The 20,851-nt window shown below is 72.2% G+C and carries 19 protein-coding genes and 1 riboswitch; of the genes, 12 read left to right on the top strand and 7 right to left on the bottom strand.

Going from position 1 to position 20,851, the window contains the following annotated elements; genetic code table 11:
- Window positions 1-215 precede the first annotated feature (215 nt).
- The 4 genes from ACZ47G_RS08820 (at window position 216) to def (ending at window position 5,077) form a co-directional block, all read left to right on the top strand.
- Window positions 216-1,637 (top strand): HD-GYP domain-containing protein, encoded by a 1,422-nt coding sequence (locus ACZ47G_RS08820; protein ID WP_465740742.1) that lies wholly within the window; start codon window positions 216-218, stop codon window positions 1,635-1,637.
- Complete coding sequence (locus ACZ47G_RS08815) at window positions 1,634-3,070, top strand: HD-GYP domain-containing protein (protein WP_465740741.1); 1,437 nt, start codon at window positions 1,634-1,636, stop codon at window positions 3,068-3,070. The genes ACZ47G_RS08820 and ACZ47G_RS08815 overlap by 4 nt, the downstream gene beginning before the upstream one ends.
- 339 nt (window positions 3,071-3,409) lie before the next feature.
- Window positions 3,410-4,396, top strand: coding sequence for a tetratricopeptide repeat protein (locus tag ACZ47G_RS08810; RefSeq protein ID WP_380459061.1), 987 nt, complete (start codon window positions 3,410-3,412; stop codon window positions 4,394-4,396).
- 27 nt (window positions 4,397-4,423) lie between these two features.
- A complete protein-coding gene (gene def / locus ACZ47G_RS08805) occupies window positions 4,424-5,077 on the top strand; it encodes a peptide deformylase (RefSeq protein WP_465740740.1) in 654 nt (217 codons plus the stop codon).
- 122 nt (window positions 5,078-5,199) lie between these two features.
- On the opposite strand, the gene ACZ47G_RS08800 is transcribed toward def, so the two are convergent.
- Window positions 5,200-6,258 (bottom strand): ferritin-like domain-containing protein, encoded by a 1,059-nt coding sequence (locus ACZ47G_RS08800; RefSeq protein ID WP_465740739.1) that lies wholly within the window; start codon window positions 6,256-6,258, stop codon window positions 5,200-5,202.
- Window positions 6,259-6,419: 161 nt separating this feature from the next.
- Entirely contained in the window at window positions 6,420-6,860 is a 441-nt protein-coding gene (locus ACZ47G_RS08795; protein ID WP_465740738.1) for a MarR family winged helix-turn-helix transcriptional regulator, read from the bottom strand.
- A gap of 65 nt (window positions 6,861-6,925) precedes the next feature.
- On the opposite strand from ACZ47G_RS08795, the gene ACZ47G_RS08790 reads away from it, so the two are divergent.
- Entirely contained in the window at window positions 6,926-7,846 is a 921-nt protein-coding gene (locus ACZ47G_RS08790) for an LLM class flavin-dependent oxidoreductase (RefSeq protein ID WP_465740737.1), read from the top strand.
- A 101-nt stretch (window positions 7,847-7,947) separates the two neighbouring features.
- On the top strand, window positions 7,948-8,442 hold the full coding sequence (locus ACZ47G_RS08785) for an SRPBCC family protein (RefSeq protein ID WP_465740736.1): 495 nt from the start codon (window positions 7,948-7,950) through the stop codon (window positions 8,440-8,442).
- Window positions 8,443-8,989: 547 nt separating this feature from the next.
- On the opposite strand, the gene ACZ47G_RS08780 is transcribed toward ACZ47G_RS08785, so the two are convergent.
- Complete coding sequence (locus tag ACZ47G_RS08780) at window positions 8,990-9,265, bottom strand: hypothetical protein (protein ID WP_465740735.1); 276 nt, start codon at window positions 9,263-9,265, stop codon at window positions 8,990-8,992.
- Window positions 9,262-9,675 carry an ATP-binding protein gene (locus tag ACZ47G_RS08775; RefSeq protein ID WP_465740734.1) on the bottom strand — a complete coding sequence of 138 codons (414 nt, stop codon included), beginning with the start codon at window positions 9,673-9,675 and terminating at the stop codon, window positions 9,262-9,264. Before ACZ47G_RS08775 ends, ACZ47G_RS08780 begins: the two co-directional genes overlap by 4 nt.
- Window positions 9,676-9,902: 227 nt before the next feature.
- Between ACZ47G_RS08775 and ACZ47G_RS08770 the strand changes: the two genes are divergently transcribed.
- On the top strand, window positions 9,903-10,772 hold the full coding sequence (locus ACZ47G_RS08770; protein ID WP_465740733.1) for a helix-turn-helix domain-containing protein: 870 nt from the start codon (window positions 9,903-9,905) through the stop codon (window positions 10,770-10,772).
- A complete protein-coding gene (locus tag ACZ47G_RS08765; RefSeq protein ID WP_465740732.1) occupies window positions 10,765-10,983 on the top strand; it encodes a DUF397 domain-containing protein in 219 nt (72 codons plus the stop codon). The genes ACZ47G_RS08770 and ACZ47G_RS08765 overlap by 8 nt, the downstream gene beginning before the upstream one ends.
- A gap of 53 nt (window positions 10,984-11,036) precedes the next feature.
- Here ACZ47G_RS08765 and ACZ47G_RS08760 read toward each other — a convergent pair whose 3' ends face one another.
- The 3 genes from ACZ47G_RS08760 to ACZ47G_RS08750 form a co-directional block, all read right to left on the bottom strand.
- The gene (locus ACZ47G_RS08760; protein WP_465740731.1) at window positions 11,037-11,510 is read right to left on the bottom strand and encodes a hypothetical protein; all 474 of its coding nucleotides are present in this window, start codon (window positions 11,508-11,510) and stop codon (window positions 11,037-11,039) included.
- Window positions 11,511-11,596: 86 nt separating this feature from the next.
- A complete protein-coding gene (locus tag ACZ47G_RS08755) occupies window positions 11,597-12,613 on the bottom strand; it encodes a ribonucleotide-diphosphate reductase subunit beta (protein WP_465740730.1) in 1,017 nt (338 codons plus the stop codon).
- Complete coding sequence (locus ACZ47G_RS08750; protein ID WP_465740889.1) at window positions 12,613-15,018, bottom strand: ribonucleoside-diphosphate reductase subunit alpha; 2,406 nt, start codon at window positions 15,016-15,018, stop codon at window positions 12,613-12,615. Before ACZ47G_RS08750 ends, ACZ47G_RS08755 begins: the two co-directional genes overlap by 1 nt.
- Window positions 15,019-15,211: 193 nt before the next feature.
- Window positions 15,212-15,352, bottom strand: a riboswitch (cobalamin riboswitch).
- Between the two features lie 331 nt (window positions 15,353-15,683).
- Between ACZ47G_RS08750 and ACZ47G_RS08745 the strand changes: the two genes are divergently transcribed.
- The 4 genes from ACZ47G_RS08745 to ACZ47G_RS08730 all read left to right on the top strand — a co-directional run bounded on the left by ACZ47G_RS08745 (window position 15,684) and on the right by ACZ47G_RS08730 (window position 20,839).
- Complete coding sequence (locus ACZ47G_RS08745; protein ID WP_465740729.1) at window positions 15,684-16,709, top strand: flagellar basal body-associated FliL family protein; 1,026 nt, start codon at window positions 15,684-15,686, stop codon at window positions 16,707-16,709.
- A gap of 149 nt (window positions 16,710-16,858) precedes the next feature.
- Complete coding sequence (locus tag ACZ47G_RS08740; protein ID WP_465740728.1) at window positions 16,859-18,313, top strand: glycoside hydrolase family 26 protein; 1,455 nt, start codon at window positions 16,859-16,861, stop codon at window positions 18,311-18,313.
- A 164-nt stretch (window positions 18,314-18,477) separates the two neighbouring features.
- Window positions 18,478-19,320: a hypothetical protein gene (locus ACZ47G_RS08735; protein ID WP_465740727.1), complete on the top strand. Its 843-nt coding sequence runs from the start codon at window positions 18,478-18,480 to the stop codon at window positions 19,318-19,320.
- A 67-nt stretch (window positions 19,321-19,387) separates the two neighbouring features.
- Entirely contained in the window at window positions 19,388-20,839 is a 1,452-nt protein-coding gene (locus ACZ47G_RS08730; RefSeq protein ID WP_465740726.1) for a glycosyltransferase family 2 protein, read from the top strand.
- Window positions 20,840-20,851: the final 12 nt, after the last annotated feature.

Genomic DNA, 20,851 nt, shown 5'->3' with positions numbered 1-20,851 from the left:
GTACGGGTGAGTTGGCGGTGCGCCAACTGCGCCATCGCGCGATCATGCGTCCCCGCGCCCGGACGGCGGCCTATCCTCCTGACGGACGCTCACCGCCGGTCACCCCGGCGTGCTGAGGCAACACGGGGCCCGGACGCGGGGAGGTCGAGATCGCTACCGACAGTGGAGGCGCGACCCTGCCGCAGGGGGCGGCACGCTACCTGGCGGCCGTCCCGGTGGCCGCCCTGTGCTGCCTGCTGCCGCTGCTGCCCGAGGCCGTCACCCCCGGGGTGCCGCGCTGGCTCGGCCACCCGACGGACTGGCCCAAGGTCGGACTGCTCGGCTTCCTGCACGGCTGCTGGGAGTCGCTCGCCCAGGGCCTGCCGACCCCCTGCTCCCTCCTGCTGCGCCGGCTGCTGCGCCGCCCCGCGCCCACCGGACGGGCACCCTCCCGGCCCGGGGTGAACGCCTTCTTCCCGGTGCTGTTCGCCGGGGTGCTGATGCTCCCGCCGGCCGCCGCCGCCCTGGTCGCCGCCCCGGCCGCGCTGCTCGGCGGCCCGACCGGCCCGGGCTGCCGCCGGCGTCAGCTGTTCAACGGCTCCCAACTCGCCCTGTGCGCCTTCGCCTCCTCCGTCGCCTTCCACCTGCTGCGCGGCCCGCAGCTGCTGCTCGGCTCCCGCTTCCCGGCCGCGCTGCTGCCCGGCTTCGCCGCCGTCGCCGCGTTCTGCCTGGTCAACGGGCTGGTGGTGGGCGTCATGGTGGTGCTCAGCGAGGACCGCCCGGTGATCGAGGTGCTGCGCGGCGCCTGCTCGATGTGCGGGCTGCCGGTGCTGGTGCACGCGGCCGGCGGGCTGATGGTCGCGGTGCTCTGGCAGGGCCCGTACGGGGCGTTCGCCGCGCTGCTGGCCCTGCTGCCGCTGTCCATCTCGGCCTGGGTGTTCGCCCAGGGCCAGCGCGAGCAGGACGCCCACCAGGCCACCGTGCAGTCGCTGGTGCAGGCGGTGGAGATCAAGGACGCGTACACCCGCGGGCACAGCGAACGGGTCGGCCGGGCCTCGGTGCTGATCGCCGGTCAGCTCGGCATGGAGGCCGAGCGGCTGCGCACCCTGCGCTTCGCCGGGATCCTGCACGACGTCGGCAAGCTCGGCGTGGCCACCGAACTGCTGCGCAGAAACGGTCCCCTCAGCGAGGACGAGCGCCGGGCCGTGGAGATCCACCCGGTGTACGGGTACGAGCTGGTGCGCGGGATCGACTTCCTCGGCGAGGCCCACTCCGGGATCCTGCACCACCACGAGCGGATGGACGGGCGCGGCTACCCCAGCGGACTGGCCGGCGCGCAGATCCCCGAGTTCGCCCGGATCATCTCCGTCGCCGACGCCTTCGACTCGATGACCTCCACCCGCTCCTACCGGCGCGGGCGCCCCGTCGCCGAGGCGGTCGCCGAACTGGAGCGCTGCTCCGGCAGCCAGTTCGATCCGGTGATGGTGCGGGCGCTGATCGACGCGCTGGCCGTGCACGGCTGGCAGCCGGTGGTGCACTCCGAGGACTGCGTACGGTCCGTGCCGGACATCCCGCTCGGGGTGCCCGAGCCGGTGCGAGCCGCGCCCGGCCGGGTGCCCGCCCAGGGCGGGACCGCCCGCGCGGCCGGGCCGTCGTGACCGGCCCCGGGCCCGCGACCGCCGACCGGGGCACCCGCCGGGGCACCCGCTGGACCGCCCGCGCCCTCGCGGCGCGCGGCCGCACCGCCCGTGCCGTGCACACGGCCGCCGCCGCGCTGCTGGTGCTCGCGCTCGGCGCGGTCGCGGTGCGCGGGGTCGCCGAGCCGAGGGTCGCGCTGGCGTTCGCCGCGCTGATCGCGCTGGGCGAATGCGTCCGGATCACCCTTCCGGGCGATCGCGAGCAGGCGCCCATCGGCGCGGCCGGCGCACTGGCGTACGCCCTGCTCGGACCGCTGCGCGGAGTGCCGACCGCGCACGGCACGCTCCAGGTCGTCGCGGTGACCGGCGTCGGCCTGCTGCTGGGCTGGCTGCCCGGCCTCGCCCTGCCGCACGGGCCCGGGCGCCCGCACCGGCGCCCGCCCTGGGCCGACCCGGCCCGCCGCGACAGCGCCGCCCGCCGGCTGCTCGCGGTCGGCTTCGCCGCGGCCGTCTTCCAGCCGCTCTACAACGGCGGCCTGGTCGACCGCTTCTCGCCCGAGGGCCCGGCCTACGGGGCGTTCCTGACCACCGTCGCCGCGCTGGCCGCGCTCTGCGACGCCACCCTGGCGGCGCTGCTGCGCGCCTCGGGCGGGCCCTCGAACCCCCGCCGTCCGCCCCGCGGGCGGGCGGCCGACGGCGGGGCCGGGACCACCGGACCGCGCTTCCCGGCGGCGCTGGAGGACGAACTGCGCTCGCTGTTCGGGATCGGCTCGGCGATCGTCGCCACCGGGATGCTGGTCAGCCTGGCGGCCGGCGAGGTCGGGCTGTGGGCGCTGCCGCTGTTCTGCACCCCGCTGCTGCTCGCCCAGATCTCCTTCCGGCGGGCCGCGGCGGTGCGGGCCACCACCGGGCAGACCATCGCCAGCCTGGCCCGGGCCACCGAGGTCGCCGGGTACACCCCGCACGGGCACGCGCGCCGGGTCGCGGACACGGCGTGCGCGCTCGGGCGCGAGCTGGGGCTGGGCACCCGCGAGCTCGCCCTGCTGGAGTACGCCGCGCTGATGCACGACGTCGGCCAGCTGTCCCTGGTCGAGCCGGTGCCGGACGGCGCCACCGCGCTGCTGCCCTGCGACGAGCAGCAGCGCATCGCCCGCCTGGGCAGCGAGGTGATCAGCCGCACCGGGGTGCCCCGGCAGGTCGCCGAGCAGGTCGCCCGACTGGCCGACCCCTGCCCCGGGCCGGTGGCCGGCGACGGGCCGGTGCCGCTCGCCGCCCGGATCATCCGGGTCGCCAACGCCCACGACGACCTGCTGACCGCCGCCCGCGGCCGGGGCCTCGGCGAGGCGGTGGGGCGGCTGGAGGCCCTGGAGGTGCTGCGGCTGGGGCGCGGGCGGGTCTACGACGCCAGGGTGGTGGACGCGCTCGCCCGGGTCGGCGGGCAGGGGCGCGGCTGAGCGGCGGCCGGGCCGGCGGGAAGGGGCGCGGCTGAGCGGCGCCCGGGCCGGCGGGCAGGGGCGCGGCTGAGCGGCGCCCGGTTCGGGCCCGGAGCGCCGGGATCGGTCGGGTCGTGGTCGAGTCGGGCCGGTCAGGGGTTGAGGAGGTGCGCCGCGGCGGGCAGGCTGGGGAGGGGCGGTCCCCAACCTCGGCGGTGGGGAGCGCGGGCGGGGGCGAGCGTGGTTGGATGCGGTCGTAGCGTGGAACACCGACCCGGAACACCGGGACCCGGGCCCCGTCGAGGACGGAACGGGCCCGGCGGCAGGGGACTTGAGCGGACGACGACGGCAGGGACGAACGTGAGGATCTTCCACCGGGCACGGCACCGGCCGTCCGCCACCTGGCGGCAGACGACCGACCGGGCCTTCACGCTGATCGGCGACGGCCGCTACGAGGACGCCGGCGCCCTGCTGGTGATGGCCGCCGACCTGGAGCCGTGGCTGTCCGACTCCTGGTTCAACCTCGCCCTGCTGCACAAGTTCCGCCGCGACTGGGAACAGGCCCGCTCGGCCGGTCTGCGCGCCGTCGCCCTGCTGGACCGCGAGCACGGCGCCCCCGACTGGTGGAACCTCGGCATCACCGCCACCGCCCTGCAGGACTGGCCGCTGGCCCGCCGCGCCTGGCAGGCGTACGGGCTGAAGGTGCCCGGCGGCCCCGGCGGGGACGGCCCGGTCAGCCTGGACCTCGGCACCACCCCGGTGCGGCTGTCCCCGGACGGCGAGTCCGAGGTGGTGTGGGGCCGACGGCTGGACCCGGCCCGGATCGAGGTGCTGTCCATCCCGCTGCCCTCCTCCGGCCGGCGCTGGGGCGAGGTGGTGCTGCACGACGGCGCCCCGCACGGCGAGCGGGTCACCGACGGCGTCGCCTACCCCGTCTTCGACGAGATCGAGCTGTGGGCGCCCTCCCCGGTGCCGACCTACGTGGTGCTGCTGCAGGCCGCCACCGCCGGCGACCGGGACGCGCTGGAGCGGCTGGTCGCCGAGGCCGGGTACGCGGCCGAGGACTGGACCTCCTCGGTGCGGCTGCTGTGCCGCGCCTGCTCGGAGAGCCGGATGGCCTCCGACGACGGCGTCGTCGCCCACCACGACCCCCACGACGACGGCGACGCCGCCCACCCCGGCCACCTCAGCCACCTCAGCCAGGGCGGCGCGGCCGGGATGTCCTGGCTGGTCGAGCGCGAGTGCGGGCTCGCGGCCCCGGCGCACCTGGTCCGCACCCTGCTGGACCGCTGGGTCGCGGCCGCTCCCGCAAGCCGGGCTTACCGGGATCTCGAAGAAGTGTGCTGAGTACCCTGGTGAGGTACGCGTAGACCTATGGAAGCGGAAGACATGGCGGAGCAGCACGACCACGAGCACGAGCACGACGTGGAGGGGGCGGCGTCCGAGGCCCCCGCGAAGGTGATCGGTGAGGAGCCCGACCTGACCAAGGGCACCGCGCGTCCGATCACCGTGGTCGGCAACCCCGTCCTGCACCGCGAGGTCAAGGACGTCACCGCGTTCGACGGCGAACTCTCCGCGCTGATCGACGACATGTTCCAGTCGATGTACGCCGCCGAGGGCGTCGGCCTGGCCGCCAACCAGATCGGCGTCGACCTCAAGGTCTTCGTCTACGACTGCCCGGACGACGAGGGCGTGCGCCACATCGGCCACGTGATCAACCCCACGCTGGAGGAGTACCCGGCCGATCGGCGCCGGGAGCTCGACGACAGCAACGAGGGCTGCCTGTCCGTCCCCACCGCCTACGCCGAGCTTCCCCGCCCGGACTACGCGGCCGTGACCGGCGTCGACAAGGACGGCAACGCCATCCGCGTCGAGGGCACCGGTTTCTTCGCCCGCTGCCTGCAGCACGAGACCGACCACCTGTACGGGACCCTCTACATCGACAAGCTGTCGAAGCGGGACCGCAAGGACGCCCTGAAGCAGATGGCCGAGGGCACCCCGAAGTACGCGACGGTGCCGAACGCGTAGTCACGCCGCGCGTTCGTCGTACCGCGCGTGTAGCGACACCGAACGCGTAGTCGCGTCGAACGTGTGGCACCGAACGCCGCTGCCCCGTACGGGAGTTCCGTACGGGGCAGCGGCGTGTCCGGTCAGGCCGGGACGAACAGCCACTCCGGGCCGTACGTGAAGCGGGGGTTGGCGGGCAGCTTGACGTCCGCGAGCTGCCGGGCGACTCCCCCGAGGGAGCCCATCATCCCGATCGCCTGACCGATGCCCGAGGCGTCACCCCGCCAGGCCTTCTCCAGACCGCGGAGCATGTCGCTGTAGTGCTGGTTGAACGTCCGCAGGAGGTCGCCGGTGGCCTGGTCGGGCTTGTTGCCCGGGTCGTTCGCCCAGCCGCCCTCGGGCACCTGGCCGACCGGGGAGGTGGCGGGCTGGGGGTAGGGGTCGCCGGTGAACTCCCACTTCATGGTCGTGGGGTTCAGGACGAGCCGCCGGCCCTCGGCGATCTCCTTGAAGGCGTAGTAGTGGGCGAGTTCGCCCGCCTCGCCGGGGAACGGGTTCTCGGGGGAGGCGGCGGTGCCCTCGCCCTGGGACTGGATGATCGTGATCGCCTTCAGCACGTCGTCGATGGTGTTCATCGGGACGATGTCGTTGCCGGCCCCGTGGCTCGACCCGAGCGGGAAGCTGACCTGCCGCTGACCGGTGAGCAGGTGCGCGAACCGGGGGAAGACGTTCGCGATCCGCTGGTAGAACGCGCCGATCGAGGTGCCGTCGGAGGCGTAGGCGAGCGGGTTCTCGGGCTTCTCGATGGCGGCGAACAGGGCCGCCGACTCCTGGTTCAGCCCGCCGAGGTCGACGGTGAGCCCGGGGTTGACGCCACCGGGGAGCTTGCCCGGGTACTTCGGGACCGTGCGCGGGTCGGTGAGGACGACGTCGCCGCCGATGCTGGTGAGCATGTTGCAGACCAGCCCGAAGTGGGACATCTCATCGAAGATGATCTCGCGGGTCGTGTGGTACGCCGGTTCGTCGTTGTTCTGGTTGGTGATCGACCAGAGTGCGGTGGCGTACGGGGGGATGGTGGCCAACTCCAGCATGATCGCCCGCTGGAGGGCGTCCTTGAGCTCCTGCTCGGTCCAGTCCTCCTCCGCGATGTTCATGAGGCGGACGATGGCGTCGCTCTCGTAGTCGAGGATTCCGGTCGTCACGACGGGCCCCTTTCGTTCGGCTGTGCGCCGGACGGTAGCCGGGGGCCGGTCGTGCGTATGCGGGCGAAGCCGGTGTGGCTCGGGAGTTCAGTCGGACGGGTGGAGTGCGGTGGAGCGGTTCCCGCCCCCGGCGGGTGCCTGACCCGTCGGGCCCCGGGGGGTCAGGGTTCGGTGACGAGCGTGCGCAGGGAGCGCAGCAGGGCCTCGGCCTCGGCGGTGGGCAGGGCGGACAGGAAGCGCTGTTCGGCCTCGATCCGGACGCGTTCCGCCCGGCGGAGCAAGTTTCGCCCCTCCAAGGTGAGTTGGACGATGTTCTTGCGGCGGTCCTCGGCGCTGCGGCGGCGCTCCGCGAGGGCCTTGGACTCCAGGCCGTCGACCAGGGCGACCATCGTGGTCCGGTCGACGCCCAGCCGGGCGGCCGCCTCCTGCTGGGAGAGCGGGGCGTCGGTGGCGAGTACGGCGAGCACGGCCAGTTCGCGGCCGTCGAGGCCGAGGGGTGCCAGCGCCTGGGCGGACGCCTCCGCGTACCGAAGGTGGGCGTGCTTGAGCAGGTAGCCGAGGCGGGTCGACAGGAGGTCGTCGGGGCTTGCGTCGCTGGTCATGGGGGTCAGGGTATCTCCGTGCGATTGATGGTCAGCTGTGCTGATGATTTGCTAGGCTGATGAATATGAGCCAACTCGCCTTACCCGCTGTCACCTTCGGCATCAAGACCACCCCCATGCGGGTCCCCTACGCGGACATCCTCCGCGTCTGGCAGGAGGCCGACGACCTGCCCGAGATCGCGGACGCCTGGCTGTGGGACCACCTGATGCCCGTCGCCGGCCCCAAGGACGGCGAGGTGCTGGAGGGCTGGACCCTGCTCAGCGCCCTCGCCGCCCGCACCACCCGGCTCCGGCTCGGCCTGCTGGTCACCAGCAACCGCCTCCGGCACCCCGCGCTGCTCGGGAAGATGGCCACCACGGTCGACGTCATCTCCGGCGGGCGCCTCGTCATGGGCCTGGGTGTCGGCGGCACCCACCAGCCGGCTGGGGCCGGGGGGATCGCGGGGGACAATCCTGCGGCGGCGGAGTACGCGGGGTACGGATTCGACCTGGTGCCGCCCGGTGAGGGCATCGACCGGCTTGCCGAGACCGTCGAAGTGCTGCGGGGCATGTGGACCGAGGACGTCTTCGACCACGACGGCCGGTACCACCGGCTGACCGGCAACCGGAACGAGCCCAAGCCCGTCCAGCGCCCCGGGCCGCCGATCCTCATCGGGGGCTGGGGGACGCGGCTGCTGCGGCTGGTCGCCGAGCAGGCCGACATCTGGAACGTCCCGGGGCCGCCGCACAACGGCGTCGAGCGCGTCGTCGAGCGCAGTCGCGTCCTCGACGCCCACTGCGCGGCGATCGGCCGCGACCCGGCCGAGATCACCCGCTCCGTGCAGTACATCGTGTCGTACGACGACCCGGCGGGGGATCGCGCCGTCATCGCCGAGCTGATCGCGGCGGGCTTCACGCACATCGTGCTCAGCCTGCGCGGCCCGTACCCGGCGGGGGCGGCGCGATGGCTGGTGGAGGAGATCATCCGGCCGCTACGGCAGGGGTGAGGGCGCGCCGCCAGTGTCACGTTTCCCGAGGCTCCCCGGTCCACCTGTCGGGCGCGGTCGCCGACGACCGCGCCACGGCCGGCCGAGAGAGGGGAACGACCATGGAGACCCTGACCGTTCGACGCGTCATCGCCGCACCGATCGAGGACGTGTTCGACTGGTGCGCCACCACCACCAACTACACCCGCTCCCCGCTCATCCTCCGGGCCCGACTGGCCCGGCCGGGCGCCGGTGCGCCGTACGGCGTGGGGGCGGTGCGGGTGCACACCTGGGCGATCGGCTGGTTCCGCGAGCGGGTCACCGTCTACAACCCGCCGTACGACTTCGACTACACGGTCGAGCGCAGCATGCCGCCGTCCCGGCACGAACTCGGGCGGATGACCTTCACCGAGGTCGCCGGGGGGACGGAGGTCGCGTGGACGACCACCTTCCAGGTCCGCCTGCCCTTCGGCGCGGCCCTCACCCGGGCCCTGGCGAAGCCCCTCATCGCGCACACCTTCAGCCGGATCCTCGCCGCCGCCGACACCGAGCTGGCGGCGGGGCGGCAGGCCGGGGCGGGGGATGCCGGGCGACGCGGTCGTCCCCGCCCGGCGTGAACGCCGGGCGGGGACGGGGAAGTTCGGGGCGGTGTGCCTTACCCTGCGCGCCTTGACGGTCGAGCCGGATGGCGCAGGGGTGTGCGCAGGAAGTCGGCTGGGCCGACTTCCTGTGCGGTCGGTTGGGGGCGATCATCCCGTCGTCAGGATCCACCCCGGCACCAGCCTCTCGCCCGGTAGCCTGCGGGTCGAGCGCCACGTACCAGCCGATGGAAGGCCGTTGGGGCTGCACGTCATGCGGGGCCACCTGGGCCTGAGACAGCGAGGAGGGCCGGCAGAATGCCGATCTGCGCGGAGTGTCGAACCGCTGAGGCGGTCATCGAGGACCTGGATGTGGACCCGCCCCAGCCGTGGTGCGTGGCATGTGCGACCACCTTGGTCAGGGCCGGGGATCCGGTGCTCAACTACCGTGCCCTGAGCGGCGAGGCCGTCGAATACTCGCGCGTCCTGGCTCGGCGCAGTACGGCGGTCCTCCCGTTCGGGTGACCACACATCAGGTGCGACGACGACGCGCCCCCGCCCGGTGATCCGGGCGGGGGCGCTCGCGTCATTCAGCGCGGTGGGTGGTGATGGTGATCGGGTGGGCGGTCCAGTCGGTCATGTCGCCGATGTAGAGGGTGACGGACCAGCGGCCGCCGCGGGAGAGGCACTCCGCGACGCCGTTGCCGCCGCCCGGGCCGATGCAGAGGCGGATGAAGTCCCGGTGGGCGGCACGGACCGGGCTTCGGCGGACGTGGTCCCAGAGGACCGGCAGCGCGTGGTCGAGGCTGGGGAAGACGGTCGGCAGCAGGATGCCGCTGATCCCGGCCCGGACGGCGCTCACGCGGCGACCGCCTCGGCGGAGGCGGTGATGTGGCACCAGATGAACTTGCCGATGCCGCCCCTGCGCGGGCAGCAGCCCCAGCTCTGCGCCAACTGCTGGACGAGGAGCAGGCCTCGGCCGGTCTCGGAGGTGAGGGAGGCGCGGTGGGGCGAGGGCTTCTCGCTGTCGGCGTCGTGCACCTCGATGCGGAGGGTGGTGGGGGAGGGCAGCTGGAGACGGACGAAGATCAGGCGCCCACGCGGGGTGCGGGCGTGCTGGACGGCGTTGGTGACCAGCTCGGAGAGGAGCAACTCGCCGGTGGGGAGGAGGGGTTCGGCGGAGGGGTGGGGGAGGAGGAACTCGCGGAGCTCCTGGCGGGCGTTGCGGGGGGACTTGGGGTGTCGGGGGAGCCAGCAGGTCTGTTCACGCATGGCGGGGTCACCTCTTGGAGTGTGCAGGTGAGAGCGGCGGGAGAAGGCATGGGGATGCCCGGTGAAAGCCCGCCATGATCACGATGTGTCAACTAGCGGACTACGTTGAGTAGCATGCTCCTCATATCTTCTGGAGTGCAAGTCTCGACTTTGGAATCGATCAAAGATTGTTGTCCCGTGCGGAGGGCGGCAGACTGGCAGCGCACATACGGCTGGGAGGTCAACGCGTGCCGGTGAACAGGAATCCGACGGTTCGACAGCGACGGCTCGCTCGAACCCTCAAGGAGTTGCGGGTTGCTGCGCGGATGACGATGGCTCAGTCGGCCAGACAGCTGGATTGTGCCGAGAGCAAGATCAGCCGGATCGAGGCTGCACAGTCCGGTATCAGGCTCGTGGATCTCCGGCTGCTGCTCGACCTCTATGAGGTGACGGACGGGGTGGTGCGTAGCCGGCTGGAGGAGCTGTCGCGGGAGGGGCGTCTGCGCGGCTGGTGGGACAGATATTCGGACGCGCTGTCGCCGCTCTATGCCGACTACATCTCGTTGGAGGCTGATGCCTCGGACGCCTACAGCGTGGAAACCTTCCTGGTTCCGGGCCTCTTGCAGACAGAGGACTACACCCGGGCTGTTGTCCGGGCGCAGATAGAGGATGCCAGCGTCGAGCAGGTCGAGCAGCTGACGAAGGTCCGGCTGGAGCGACGATCGGTCTTGACGCGCGAATCGCCTCTTCGGCTATGGGTCGTGCTGTCGGAGTCCGTGCTGAAGCACCGGATTGGTGGACGGGAGGTGATGCGAGAGCAACTGGACTACCTGGTCGCCATGGCGGGCCGCCCCAACATCAACATCCAGGTCCTGCCGGAGGAATCGGATGTTCATGCGGCACTGTTCGGCCCACTCGTCATTCTGAGCTTCCCGGAGAGCACGGAGACGGATGTCGTCTATGTGGACAGTCTCCTCAGCACGCTCTACATCGAGGAGCCGGGCGAGGTCTTCAAGTACTCCAACCTGTTCCGACGGGCCCTGGCCGAGTCGCTGCCGCGCAAGGAGTCGATTGCGTTCATCGAACGCATTGCGAAAGGAAAGCACAGCGATGAGTAGCGTCCCTCAGGGTGCGGCTGTTGACCTCATCTGGAGAAAGTCATCGTTCTCGGGTGCGCAGAGCAACTGCGTGGAGATAGCCATAGGCGTCGTGGGAGTCGTGCCGGTTCGGGACTCGAAGGATCCGGAGGGGCCGGCTCTTCTCTTCCCGGTTGATGCCTGGGCTTCGTTCGTCGCCGGGGTCAAGTCTGGGGAGTTTTTGGCCGACTGATGTACCAGTGGTGCCCCGCACGGGCTGTGGCCGTGCGGGGCACCACTGTTCGCTCAGCTGAAGTTGTCGACCCAGAAGAGCAAGCCCCGCAGGACGGCGCCCGGGGCGCCGGCGCCGAAGGCGAGGACCATGGCCTGGGCGACCGCGACATCTGTCGGGTCGATGCCGTGGGACCAGGTGACCTTGGCGTCCAGGCCCGGGATGCTGCGCCCCGGGGCGTACGACCGGTACGTGCCGTAGGCGTGGGCGATGAGCTGCCCGTTGCGGCGCAGCTCCGCCTTGCGCAGGCTGGTCGCCTTCAGCTCGTAGGTGCGGTCGCCCAGAACTGCCGTGCGGGTGCGGGACTTCCGGGTGGTCGGGACGGCCTGGCCGTTGACGTTCATCGCGCCGTGGTCGCGGTCCGGCACCACCGTGACGGTGGGCATCCCCGCCCCTTGGACGCGGGCGATGACGGATGGCCAGCGGTCGTGGCTGATCTGTATCGGTCCGAACGGGCCGTCGATCACACGCTGTTGGAGCTTGGGCATGCCTGGGCTACTCCCCCTGAAGCACCGGGTAGCACACAGCGGAGCCGCCACGAGGGCGGCTCCGCTGTGTGCTGGATGACCTTGTCTTAGAAGTCGTCGTCGAAGGAGACCGAACCCTCGACCGCGACCTGGTACGCCGACACCCGGCGCTCGAAGAAGTTGGTCAGCTCCTGGACGTTCTGGAGCTCCATGAAGCCGAACGGGTTGGTCGACCCGTAGCGGATCGGCATCCCGAGTCGCGCGAGGCGCTGGTCGGCCACGGCCTCCAGGTACTGGCGCATGGAGTCGGTGTTCATGCCGGCGAGACCGTCACCGCACAGGTCCTGGGCGAACTGGAGCTCGGCCTCGACGGCCTCCTCCAGCATCTCCGTCACCTGCTTGGCCATCTCGTCGTCGAAGAGGTCGGGCTCCTCCTCGCGCACGGTGTCGACCACCGACATCGCGAAGTCCATGTGCATGGACTCGTCGCGGAACACCCAGTTGGTGCCGGTCGCGAGACCGTGCAGCAGGCCGCGCGAGCGGAACCAGTACACGTACGCGAACGCGCCGTAGAAGAACAGGCCCTCGACACACGCCGCGAAGCAGATCAGGTTGAGGAGGAACGCGCGGCGGTCCTCCTTCGTCTGCAGCGAGTCGATGTGGTCGACCGCGTTCATGTACTTGAAGCAGAACTGGGCCTTCTGGTGGATGGAGGGGATGTTCTCCACCGCGGCGAAGGCCGCGTTGCGGTCCTCCGGGTCCGGAAGGTAGGTGTCCAGCAGCGTCAGGTAGAACTGGACGTGCACGGCCTCCTCGAACAGCTGACGGCTCAGGTACAGCCGCGCCTCCGGGGAGTTGATGTGCTTGTAGAGGCTCAGCACCACGTTGTTCGCGACGATCGAGTCACCGGTCGCGAAGAACGCCACCAGGCGGCCGATCAGGTGGCGCTCGCCCTCGCTGAGCTTCGCCAGGTCGGCGACGTCCGAGTGCAGGTCCACCTCCTCGACGGTCCAGGTGTTCTTGATCGCGTCGCGGTACCGGTCGTAGAACGACGGGTAGCGCATCGGGCGCAGGGTCAGCTCGAAGCCGGGGTCGAGCAGCATCTTGCGGTCGTCGGCAGTCATTACTGGCAGGCCTCGCAGGACTCGGGGTTCTCCAGGGAGCAGGCCAGCGCGGCCTCTTCCTCGGGGGTGAGCGTGGGGGTGTTGACCGGCACGGGCGCGGCGGCGCGGGCGGTGCCCGAGGCGGCCTGGGCGATCCGGGTCGCGGGGCGCGAGCGCAGGTAGTAGGTGGTCTTGAGACCGACCTTCCACGCGTAGGCGTACATCGAGCTGAGCTTGCCGATGGTCGGCGCGGCCATGAACAGGTTGAGCGACTGGCTCTGGTCGAGGTACGGCATGCGGGCCGCGGCCAGGTCGATCAGGGCGCGCTGCGGCAGCTCCCACGCGGTGCGGTACAGCGAGCGGACCTCCTCCGGCAGCCAACCGAGCTCCTGCACCGAGCCGTTGGCGTCGCGCAGCGAGTCGCGGGTCTGCTGGTCCCAGACGCCGAGCTCCTTGAGCTCGCGCACCAGGTACGGGTTGACCTGGAGGAACTCGCCGGAGAGGGTCTCGCGCTTGAACAGGTTGGACACCTGCGGCTCGATGCACTCGTACACACCGGCGATGGACGCGATGGTCGCGGTCGGCGCGATCGCGAGCAGCAGCGAGTTGCGCAGGCCGGTCTCGGCGATGCGGGCGCGCAGCGCCGTCCAGCGGTCGGTCCACTGCGGGGCGGCCGTCGGGAAGTGGTCGATGTGCAGCTCGCCGCGGGCGGCGCGGGTCTCGCCGTACGCCTCGTGGCGGCCCAGCTGCTCGGCCAGGTCGGCGGAGCGCTCGTACGCGGTGAGCATGATGCGCTCGGCGATGAGGGTGGACAGGCGGGCGGCCTCGGCGGAGTCGAAGTCGATCCGCAGCTTGAAGAAGACGTCCTGCAGGCCCATCACGCCGAGGCCGACCGGCCGCCAGCGGGAGTTGGAGGTGCCGGCCTCGGTGGTCGGGTAGAAGTTGATGTCCACCACGCGGTCGAGGAAGGTCACGGCGGTGCGGACGGTGGCGTCGAGGCGCTCCCAGTCCATGGCGTTGACCAGGTCGTCGGCGGAGGCGCCGGCGGCCACGTGGGCACCGAGGTTGACCGAGCCCAGGTTGCAGACGGCGGTCTCGGAGTCGTCCGTGACCTCCAGGATCTCGGTGCACAGGTTGGAGGAGTGCACCGTGCGGCCGGGCAGCGCGGTCTGGTTGGCGGCGCGGTTGGAGGCGTCCTTGAAGGTCATCCAGCCGTTGCCGGTCTGCGCGAGGGTGCGCATCATGCGGGCGTAGAGGGTCTGCGCCGGGATGGTGCGGACGGCCTTGCCGGCCAGCTCGGCCTTGCGGTACGCCTCGTCGAAGTCGGCGCCCCACAGGTCGACCAGCTCGGGGACGTCGGCCGGGGAGAACAGCGACCAGTCCTGGTTGGCGTTCACGCGGCGCATGAACTCGTCCGGGATCCAGTGCGCCAGGTTCAGGTTGTGGGTGCGGCGCGCCTCCTCGCCGGTGTTGTCGCGGAGCTCCAGGAACTCCTCGATGTCGGCGTGCCAGGTCTCCAGGTAGACGCAGGCCGCGCCCTTGCGGCGGCCGCCCTGGTTGACGGCGGCGACCGAGGAGTCGAGGGTGCGCAGGAACGGCACGATGCCGTTGGACTTGCCGTTGGTGCCGCGGATCAGGCTGCCGCGCGAGCGGACGCGCGAGTAGGACAGGCCGATGCCGCCGGCGTGCTTGGAGAGGCGGGCGATCTGCGCGTAGCGGTTGTAGATCGAGTCCAGGTTGTCCAGCGGCGAGTCCAGCAGGTAGCAGCTGGACATCTGGGGGTGCCGGGTGCCGGAGTTGAAGAGCGTCGGCGAGGAGGTCAGGTACTCCAGGCGGCTCATCAGGCCGTACAGCTCGGCGACCTCGCGCACGGACTGCTCGGAGTCGCCGACCGCCAGGCCGCAGGCGACGCGGAGCAGGAAGTGCTGCGGGGTCTCGATCACCTTGCGGGTGATCGGGTGGCGCAGCAGGTAGCGGGACTGCACGGTGCGCAGGCCGAAGTACTCGAAGCGGTCGTCGCCCGCGGTGTCGATCAGCGCGTCGAGGGTGTCGGCGTGCTTGGCGACGAAGGCGGCGGTGATGTCACCGATCAGGCCCTCGGCGTGACCGACGGCGATCGAGGCGGAGAAGGAGGCCGAGCCCTGGCTGTTCGCCTCGTCGACGATCTCCAGGGCGAGCAGACGGGCCGCCAGCTTCGAGTACTGGGGGTCCTCGGCGATCATCGACGCGGCGGCGTCCACGGCCAGCCCGCGCAGCTCGGCGAAGTCCGAGCCGGCGTGGCGGCCGCGCAGCGCGGCGGCGGCGACATGGCCGGGGTCGACCTCGGTGAGGTCGGCGCTGCGGTCGGTGAGCAGCCGCAGGAGCGCGCCGCCGGGGTCGGAGACCGTCGGGTCGACAAAGGCGGTTCCGGTGCCCTGGGTGGGCAGGGTGACTGAGGCAGCGGTGGTCAAGGCGCTCTCTCCTGGCGGCGATCGGCGGCGTGATCGGGGTCACCCGGGCCGATGTGGGCAGGGGAGCACGGCGCGAACGCAAAAAAGCGTCGCGCGAGGTGTCTCCCCGGCCCGCCCGCGAGGCCCGGAGGGGGTCGTTCTGGTGCCGGCGCGGCCTCTGCGGGAGGGCCGTGGCGCACACTGTTCGGCAGGTACTCGGACTCGCGGTACGGCTGCTGGAGCCGCCCGCACACCGCTGCGGGGCAGTCCCGGAATCGCACCGGGTTCCCCTGCATCGACAGCAGAAGCGAGCATACATGTAGTGGTGTCTCCTCGATGCGACACCACATGTAGTGCGGCGTGGCGTGTTGGTGCGATGACCGGCGGTGCCTGGGCGGGCGACGGTTCGTGGCCGTCCGAGGCCCGGAGGCGCGCCGCGGGCACGGCGTGACGGCCCGTCCGGAGCCCTCTGCCGGCGCTTCGGACGGCCCCGCCCGACGCACCCCGCGTCCTGGTTTCGATACGGAACGGTCACCGGGCCTAGGGACCGTCATGGGGATGCCCTACGATCTGGGCGCATGAGCGACGGAACTGGCGTACCTGGGCACGGGCCGCAGGGGACGCCTCCCGCCGGGCCGGGGGGCGGACAGAATCAGCAGCCGGTGGTGCCGGGTCCGGTACCACCGCCGAGCGGCGGCTTCGGCCCGCCGCCGGCTTCCTACGGGCAGGTGGCGCCGCCCGCGCAGCCGTTCTCCCAGCCCGTCCCGCCGGTGCCCCAGCCGGTCCAGCCGCCGGTTCCGCAGCCGCAGTGGCAGCAGCAGCCTCCCCAGCAGCCGGGTCCGCCCCAGCCGGGTCCGCCCCAGCCGGTCCCGCCGCAGCGCGTCGAGCCGGACTGGGAGGCGTTGGCCAACCGCAACGAGGCCGACGCCAGGCGCAAGCGCCGGGTGAAGGTCATCGGCATCGTGGCCGCCGTCGTCCTGGTGGGCGGCGCGGTCGCGGGCGGCGTGCTGCTCCTCGGCAAGAAGGACGACCCGAAGAAGGCCGCCGGCGGTCCGGTCGCCACCGCCTCGAACAAGCCGACCCCCGGCTCGCCGAGCGCGTCCCAGGGCGGTCAGCCGGACGACCCGTCGAAGCCGATCTGGGAGGCCGCCACCGACCCGGCGCCGCAGGACGCGGGGGCGCTGTTCTCCGCGCTGCAGGTGACGATCAACGGCGCGACCTGGAACCGGACCGTGGTCTCGCTGGACCAGCCCTGCTGGGACGGCAACTCCACCACCGGCGGGCTCGGCAAGGTTCTCGGCGACCAGGGCTGCCAGAAGGTGCTCCGGGCGACGTACGTCTCCGGCGACAGCGCGGTGACCGTCGGCGTCGCGGTCTTCGACCACAAGATCCAGGCCGAGACCGCGATGAAGAACTTCACCGGGCAGCTCAAGGGCCTGCCCGCGCCGGGCGCGCCGGCGTTCTGCGCCAACCCCGGCTGCACCGGCGCGCACGGCAGCCTGGGCCGGTACGCCTACTTCACCGTCGAGGGCACGGCCAAGGGCGGCAACACCCCCGACGCCACCGCGACCGCGGCGTCCTCCGGGTTCGCCGAGCACGTGAAGGGTCAGCTGCTCCAGCGGGCCAAGTCGGCGGGCTCCGCCACGCCCGGTTCGCAGGGCACCCCGGGGGCCGCCCCGGCCGGCTGATCCGTCGTGACACCCCGGCACCGGCGGCCGTTCGCCGGGGCCGTTCGCCGGGGCCGGGGGAGTGTGGCAGGCTCTCGTCGGAGTGAGTCGTACGCGTGTTCCGGTTGCGTCCGTGGGGGTCGGTACCGGCGAGAACCGGAGGAGCGGTCGTGGCCCTGCCCAGAGCCCTGCGCGGCAAGTCGGCCGTCCTGGCCGCGGCCGGCATCGTGGTCGCGGCGGGCAGCCTCGTCCTGCTGGACCGCGACGGCCGGGCCGACATCGCACCGCCCGTGCGGGTGCCGGTGTCGGTCGGCGCCCCCGGCCGGACCCTGCCCCCGGACGTGGGCCGGGACCTACTGGCCCGGGACCCGCAGGCCTCGCCGAACGCCCGCGCCGTCCAGCAGTTCCTGGCGGACCTGGAGGCCCAGGCCCGCACCGGGCACAGCGGCGGCACGGTGATCGGCCAGCACGTCGAGGCGCACAACGAGCGCGACAACCCGGGGTACGGCGACTACCGGGGCACCAAGCAGGTCGGCTACTACTACAAGAAGGCCGCCGACCTCACCGGCCGGCTGCCCGGCTTCATGGAGACCGACCTCGGCCCCGGCTACGGCCAGAACGCCTGGGGCGTCGGCAACCCGCGCTCCTACTCGGCCGGCCGCTGGCCCACCTGCCGGGCCGGCTGGCAGTACACCGACGACGCCGTCGACCTGATGGCCGCCGTCTGGTCCGGCCACCCGCGCGCGGACGACGGCTCCTACGACAGCGCCGGCGTCCAGCAGAACTGCGACGGCAGCACCACCGAACTGCCCGACAACGGCGGCGCCCCGGCCGGGATCGTCGGCATGTCCTTCCACGAGCCCTACCCCGGATCCGACGTCAAGTCCTTCGACCGGGTGCTCTGTTCGAACTCCCCGGCGGCCACCGACCCGGGCTGGTTCGGCCGGGTCGTGGACGCCGCGGGCGACACCCCCGAGTACCGCGCGCTGATCACCGACCTGTCCTACCTGGCCGACCACCTGGAGTACCTGGCCGCCCACGACGTGCCGGTGCTGCTGCGTCCGTACCACGAGATGAACGTCAAGGACTGCGCCAGCCGGTTCTGGTGGGCAGGCCAGAAGCCGGCCGACTACCAGGCGCTGTGGCGGATCACCTACAAGTACCTGGTGGAGACCCGCGGCCTGCACAACCTGCTGTTCGTCTGGACGCCGGTGTCCTGGGACGGTGCCCCGGGCGTGGACCCGTGGGACTACTACCCGGGCGGCCAGTACGTCGACGTGGTCGGGGTGGACGACTACAGCGGCAGCCCGGCGCACCCGATCGGCACCGGCGAGGTGTGGACCAAGCGCTACTACGACGGGCTCGCCGCCTACGACAAGCCGCGGATGCTCGCCGAGTCCTTCGCCGTGCCCGTCAACTCCCGCCAGCCGGACACCCTGCGGCGCACCCCCTGGACGATCTGGACGGTCTGGGGGCAGGCGCTCACCGCCGACAACCTGGCCCCGGACCAGCCCGGCAACTCCAGTGCGGACGTCAACGCCACCTACCACAGCCCGCTGGCGATCACCGGGGGCTCCGGCCGCTCCGGCGGGAGCATCGACTGGAGCGGGCTGCACGTCCGCTGAGCCGCCGGGATCCGCGGCCGGGACCCGCCGCCGGGATCCGTTGAACGGGTTGAATTCCGGGTCCGTTGTGCCGTGTGGCATCCTGTGGCGGCGAAACCGAGGGCGGGGCGGACGGTCGGGAGAAGGCCGAAGGGGCGGGGTGCGGGATGACACAGGCGCGTCCGATGCGTGGGGCCGGTGGCCTGGCGGTCGGCTGGGGCGTGGTGCTGCTCGGTTGGGCGGCCTACAACTGCTTCGGGCAGGTCGGCTTCGCGACCTACCTCAAGGGCATCTTCTACTACGGCGGGACCTCGGTGGACGCCGAGACCGGAAGCCTCAACTACGGCCTGCTGTACCTGCTCTCCGGCCTCCTGCTGCTGCGCGGGCGCAACTGGGCGCTCGGCGTCGCGGCGGGCGTGGCCCTGGTCGAGGGCTACAACCGAGTGCGCAGCCTGACCGGTGCGCTGCTGGACAAGCCGCAGCGGGAGTGGTTCACCGGGACGACCGAGGGCTGGCTGAAGCTCGCGACCTTCGCACTCGGCGTGGTCGTCACCGCGACGCTGATCGCGCTGCTCGCCCGCTCCTCGTGGCGGGACCGGCTGGAGGCCGCCCCGGCCGGGGCGCCCTGGCAGGTCGGGCAGACCGCCCCGGTCGCCCCGCAGCCCACGCCGTACGGCTCGCCGCAGCCCGGGTGGCACCAGCAGCCGCCGGCCCAGCCGGCGTGGCACCAGCAGCCGGCCGCACCCCAGCAGCCGCAGCCCCAGCAGCCGCAGCCCCAGCCCGCCGCGTGGCCGCCGGCCCAGCCCCAGCCTCAACCCCAGCCCCAGCAGGTGCCGCCGCCGGGTGGGTACGCCCAGCAGCCGCCGCCCCAGGCGGCACCGGCGTACCAGCCGACGGTGGTCCAGCAGCAGTGGCCCGCGCCCGGCCAGCCGACCACGGGCCCGGTGGCGCCCGGCCCGGTGGCCCCCGGCCCGGTCGTGCCGCCGCCCGCCGACGCCCCGCCGGTGAACCGCCCGCCGCAGGCCTGACCGCCCACCACCCACCCGAGCCCCGTCCGGGGGCCGGACCGAGACCAGACGAGGAACGAGTTCCGCCATGACAGCGACAGCCCCCGCGCGGACGGTGCTCACCACCTCCCGCGAGGCCGCCCGGCTCGCCGAGCGGCAGATGTCGTGGAAGCCCCGGGTACTGCCGTTCTACATCGCCTTCGCGATCATCTTCACCTTCTCGATCTGGGCGTACGTGCCCAACCCGACCCCGCTCGGCTGGGCGATCACCATCCTGTGGGGCATGCCGGTGTTCGGCGTGCTGATCGGCTTCCAGGGGGTGCTGATGGTCCGCCGACGGCTGCGGCAGGTGGGCCGGATGACCCCGCCGGCACCGGCCGAGGACGACTTCCTGATCGTGCTGGTGCCGACCATCGGCCGGCACGACACCTACCCGGCGCTGGAGCGCTCGGTGCTCTCGTACGTCGAGCACCTGCCGCCGTACTTCCCCTGGATGCGGGTGGACATCCTCACCGAGGAGGGCTGCGCCGCCGCCGAGAAGATCGACGACCTGGCCGACCGCCACCCGCTGATCCGGGTGGTGACCGTGCCGAAGGCGTACGAGACGGCCAACGGCACCAAGTTCAAGGCCCGCGCCAACCACTACTCGCACGAGCTGCGGATCGAGGAGGGCGAGGCGCAGGACGACGTCTGGGTGCTGCACATGGACGATGACACCGGCGTCGGGCCGGACACCGCCGCCGCCGTCGCCCAGTTCGTCAACCGGCAGCGCCGGGCCGGGGACGACGCCAAGCACATGGCGCAGGGCATCCTGACGTACCCGCGGGAGAACGCCGTCTCCACCTTCACCTGGCTCGCCGACGCGATCCGCCCGGCCGACGACATCGCCCGCTTCCGCGCGATGACCGGCACCGGCACCCCGATCGCCGGCGTCCACGGCGAGTTGCTGATCGTGCGCTCCTCGGTGGAGGCCACCATCGGCTGGGACTTCGGGCCGAAGACCATCGTCGAGGACGCCCAGATGGCGCTGAACTTCTGCCAGCGCTACCCGGGCCGCAGCGACTGGTTCAACGGGCGCTGCTACGGCGCCTCGCCGGCCGGCGTCCAGGACTTCCTCAAGCAGCGCGAGCGCTGGGCCTGGGGCCTGGTCGCGCTCTGCTTCAACAAGACGATCCCGCTGCGGTACCGGCTGTTCATCGGGATGGGCATGGTCAGCTGGGTCCTCGGCCCGCTGCAGCACGTCGGCCTGGTGCTGCTGGTCGCCTGGTTCACCGGCACCTGGAACACCTCACCGGTCACCCAGTCCGTGGTGCTGCTGTGGGCGATCAACTTCGCCTACGTGATCTGGACCTACTGGGAGGGGCTGCGGCTGAACGTGGTCGCCTCCGCCAACCACCGGCGCAAGTGGTGGGAGCCGATCGTCGTGGTGGCCTGCATCCCGGTGTTCTCCTTCCTGGAGGGCTGGGGCGGGCTGCGCGGGCTGATCAAGTTCCTCAAGCGCGAGGAGAACAAGTTCGTCGTCATCGCCAAGCCGGCCTGATCGGAAGTCACG

Source organism: Kitasatospora sp. NPDC030952 (assembly GCF_055571335.1).
The sequence above is the reverse complement of the archived record's forward strand: the minus strand, read 5'-3'. Positions and strand labels throughout refer to the sequence as shown.

Excerpts from the sequence above, each read along its gene's own strand:
- def (WP_465740740.1), top strand. The coding sequence starts at position 4,424 with ATGGAAGCGGAAGACATGGCGGAGCAGCACGACCACGAGCACGAGCAC.
- ACZ47G_RS08795 (WP_465740738.1), bottom strand. The coding sequence starts at position 6,860 with ATGACCAGCGACGCAAGCCCCGACGACCTCCTGTCGACCCGCCTCGGC.
- ACZ47G_RS08790 (WP_465740737.1), top strand. The coding sequence starts at position 6,926 with ATGAGCCAACTCGCCTTACCCGCTGTCACCTTCGGCATCAAGACCACC.
- ACZ47G_RS08785 (WP_465740736.1), top strand. The coding sequence starts at position 7,948 with ATGGAGACCCTGACCGTTCGACGCGTCATCGCCGCACCGATCGAGGAC.
- ACZ47G_RS08775 (WP_465740734.1), bottom strand. The coding sequence starts at position 9,675 with ATGCGTGAACAGACCTGCTGGCTCCCCCGACACCCCAAGTCCCCCCGC.
- ACZ47G_RS08765 (WP_465740732.1), top strand. The coding sequence starts at position 10,765 with ATGAGTAGCGTCCCTCAGGGTGCGGCTGTTGACCTCATCTGGAGAAAG.
- ACZ47G_RS08760 (WP_465740731.1), bottom strand. The coding sequence starts at position 11,510 with ATGCCCAAGCTCCAACAGCGTGTGATCGACGGCCCGTTCGGACCGATA.
- ACZ47G_RS08755 (WP_465740730.1), bottom strand. The coding sequence starts at position 12,613 with ATGACTGCCGACGACCGCAAGATGCTGCTCGACCCCGGCTTCGAGCTG.
- ACZ47G_RS08735 (WP_465740727.1), top strand. The coding sequence starts at position 18,478 with ATGCGTGGGGCCGGTGGCCTGGCGGTCGGCTGGGGCGTGGTGCTGCTC.
- ACZ47G_RS08730 (WP_465740726.1), top strand. The coding sequence starts at position 19,388 with ATGACAGCGACAGCCCCCGCGCGGACGGTGCTCACCACCTCCCGCGAG.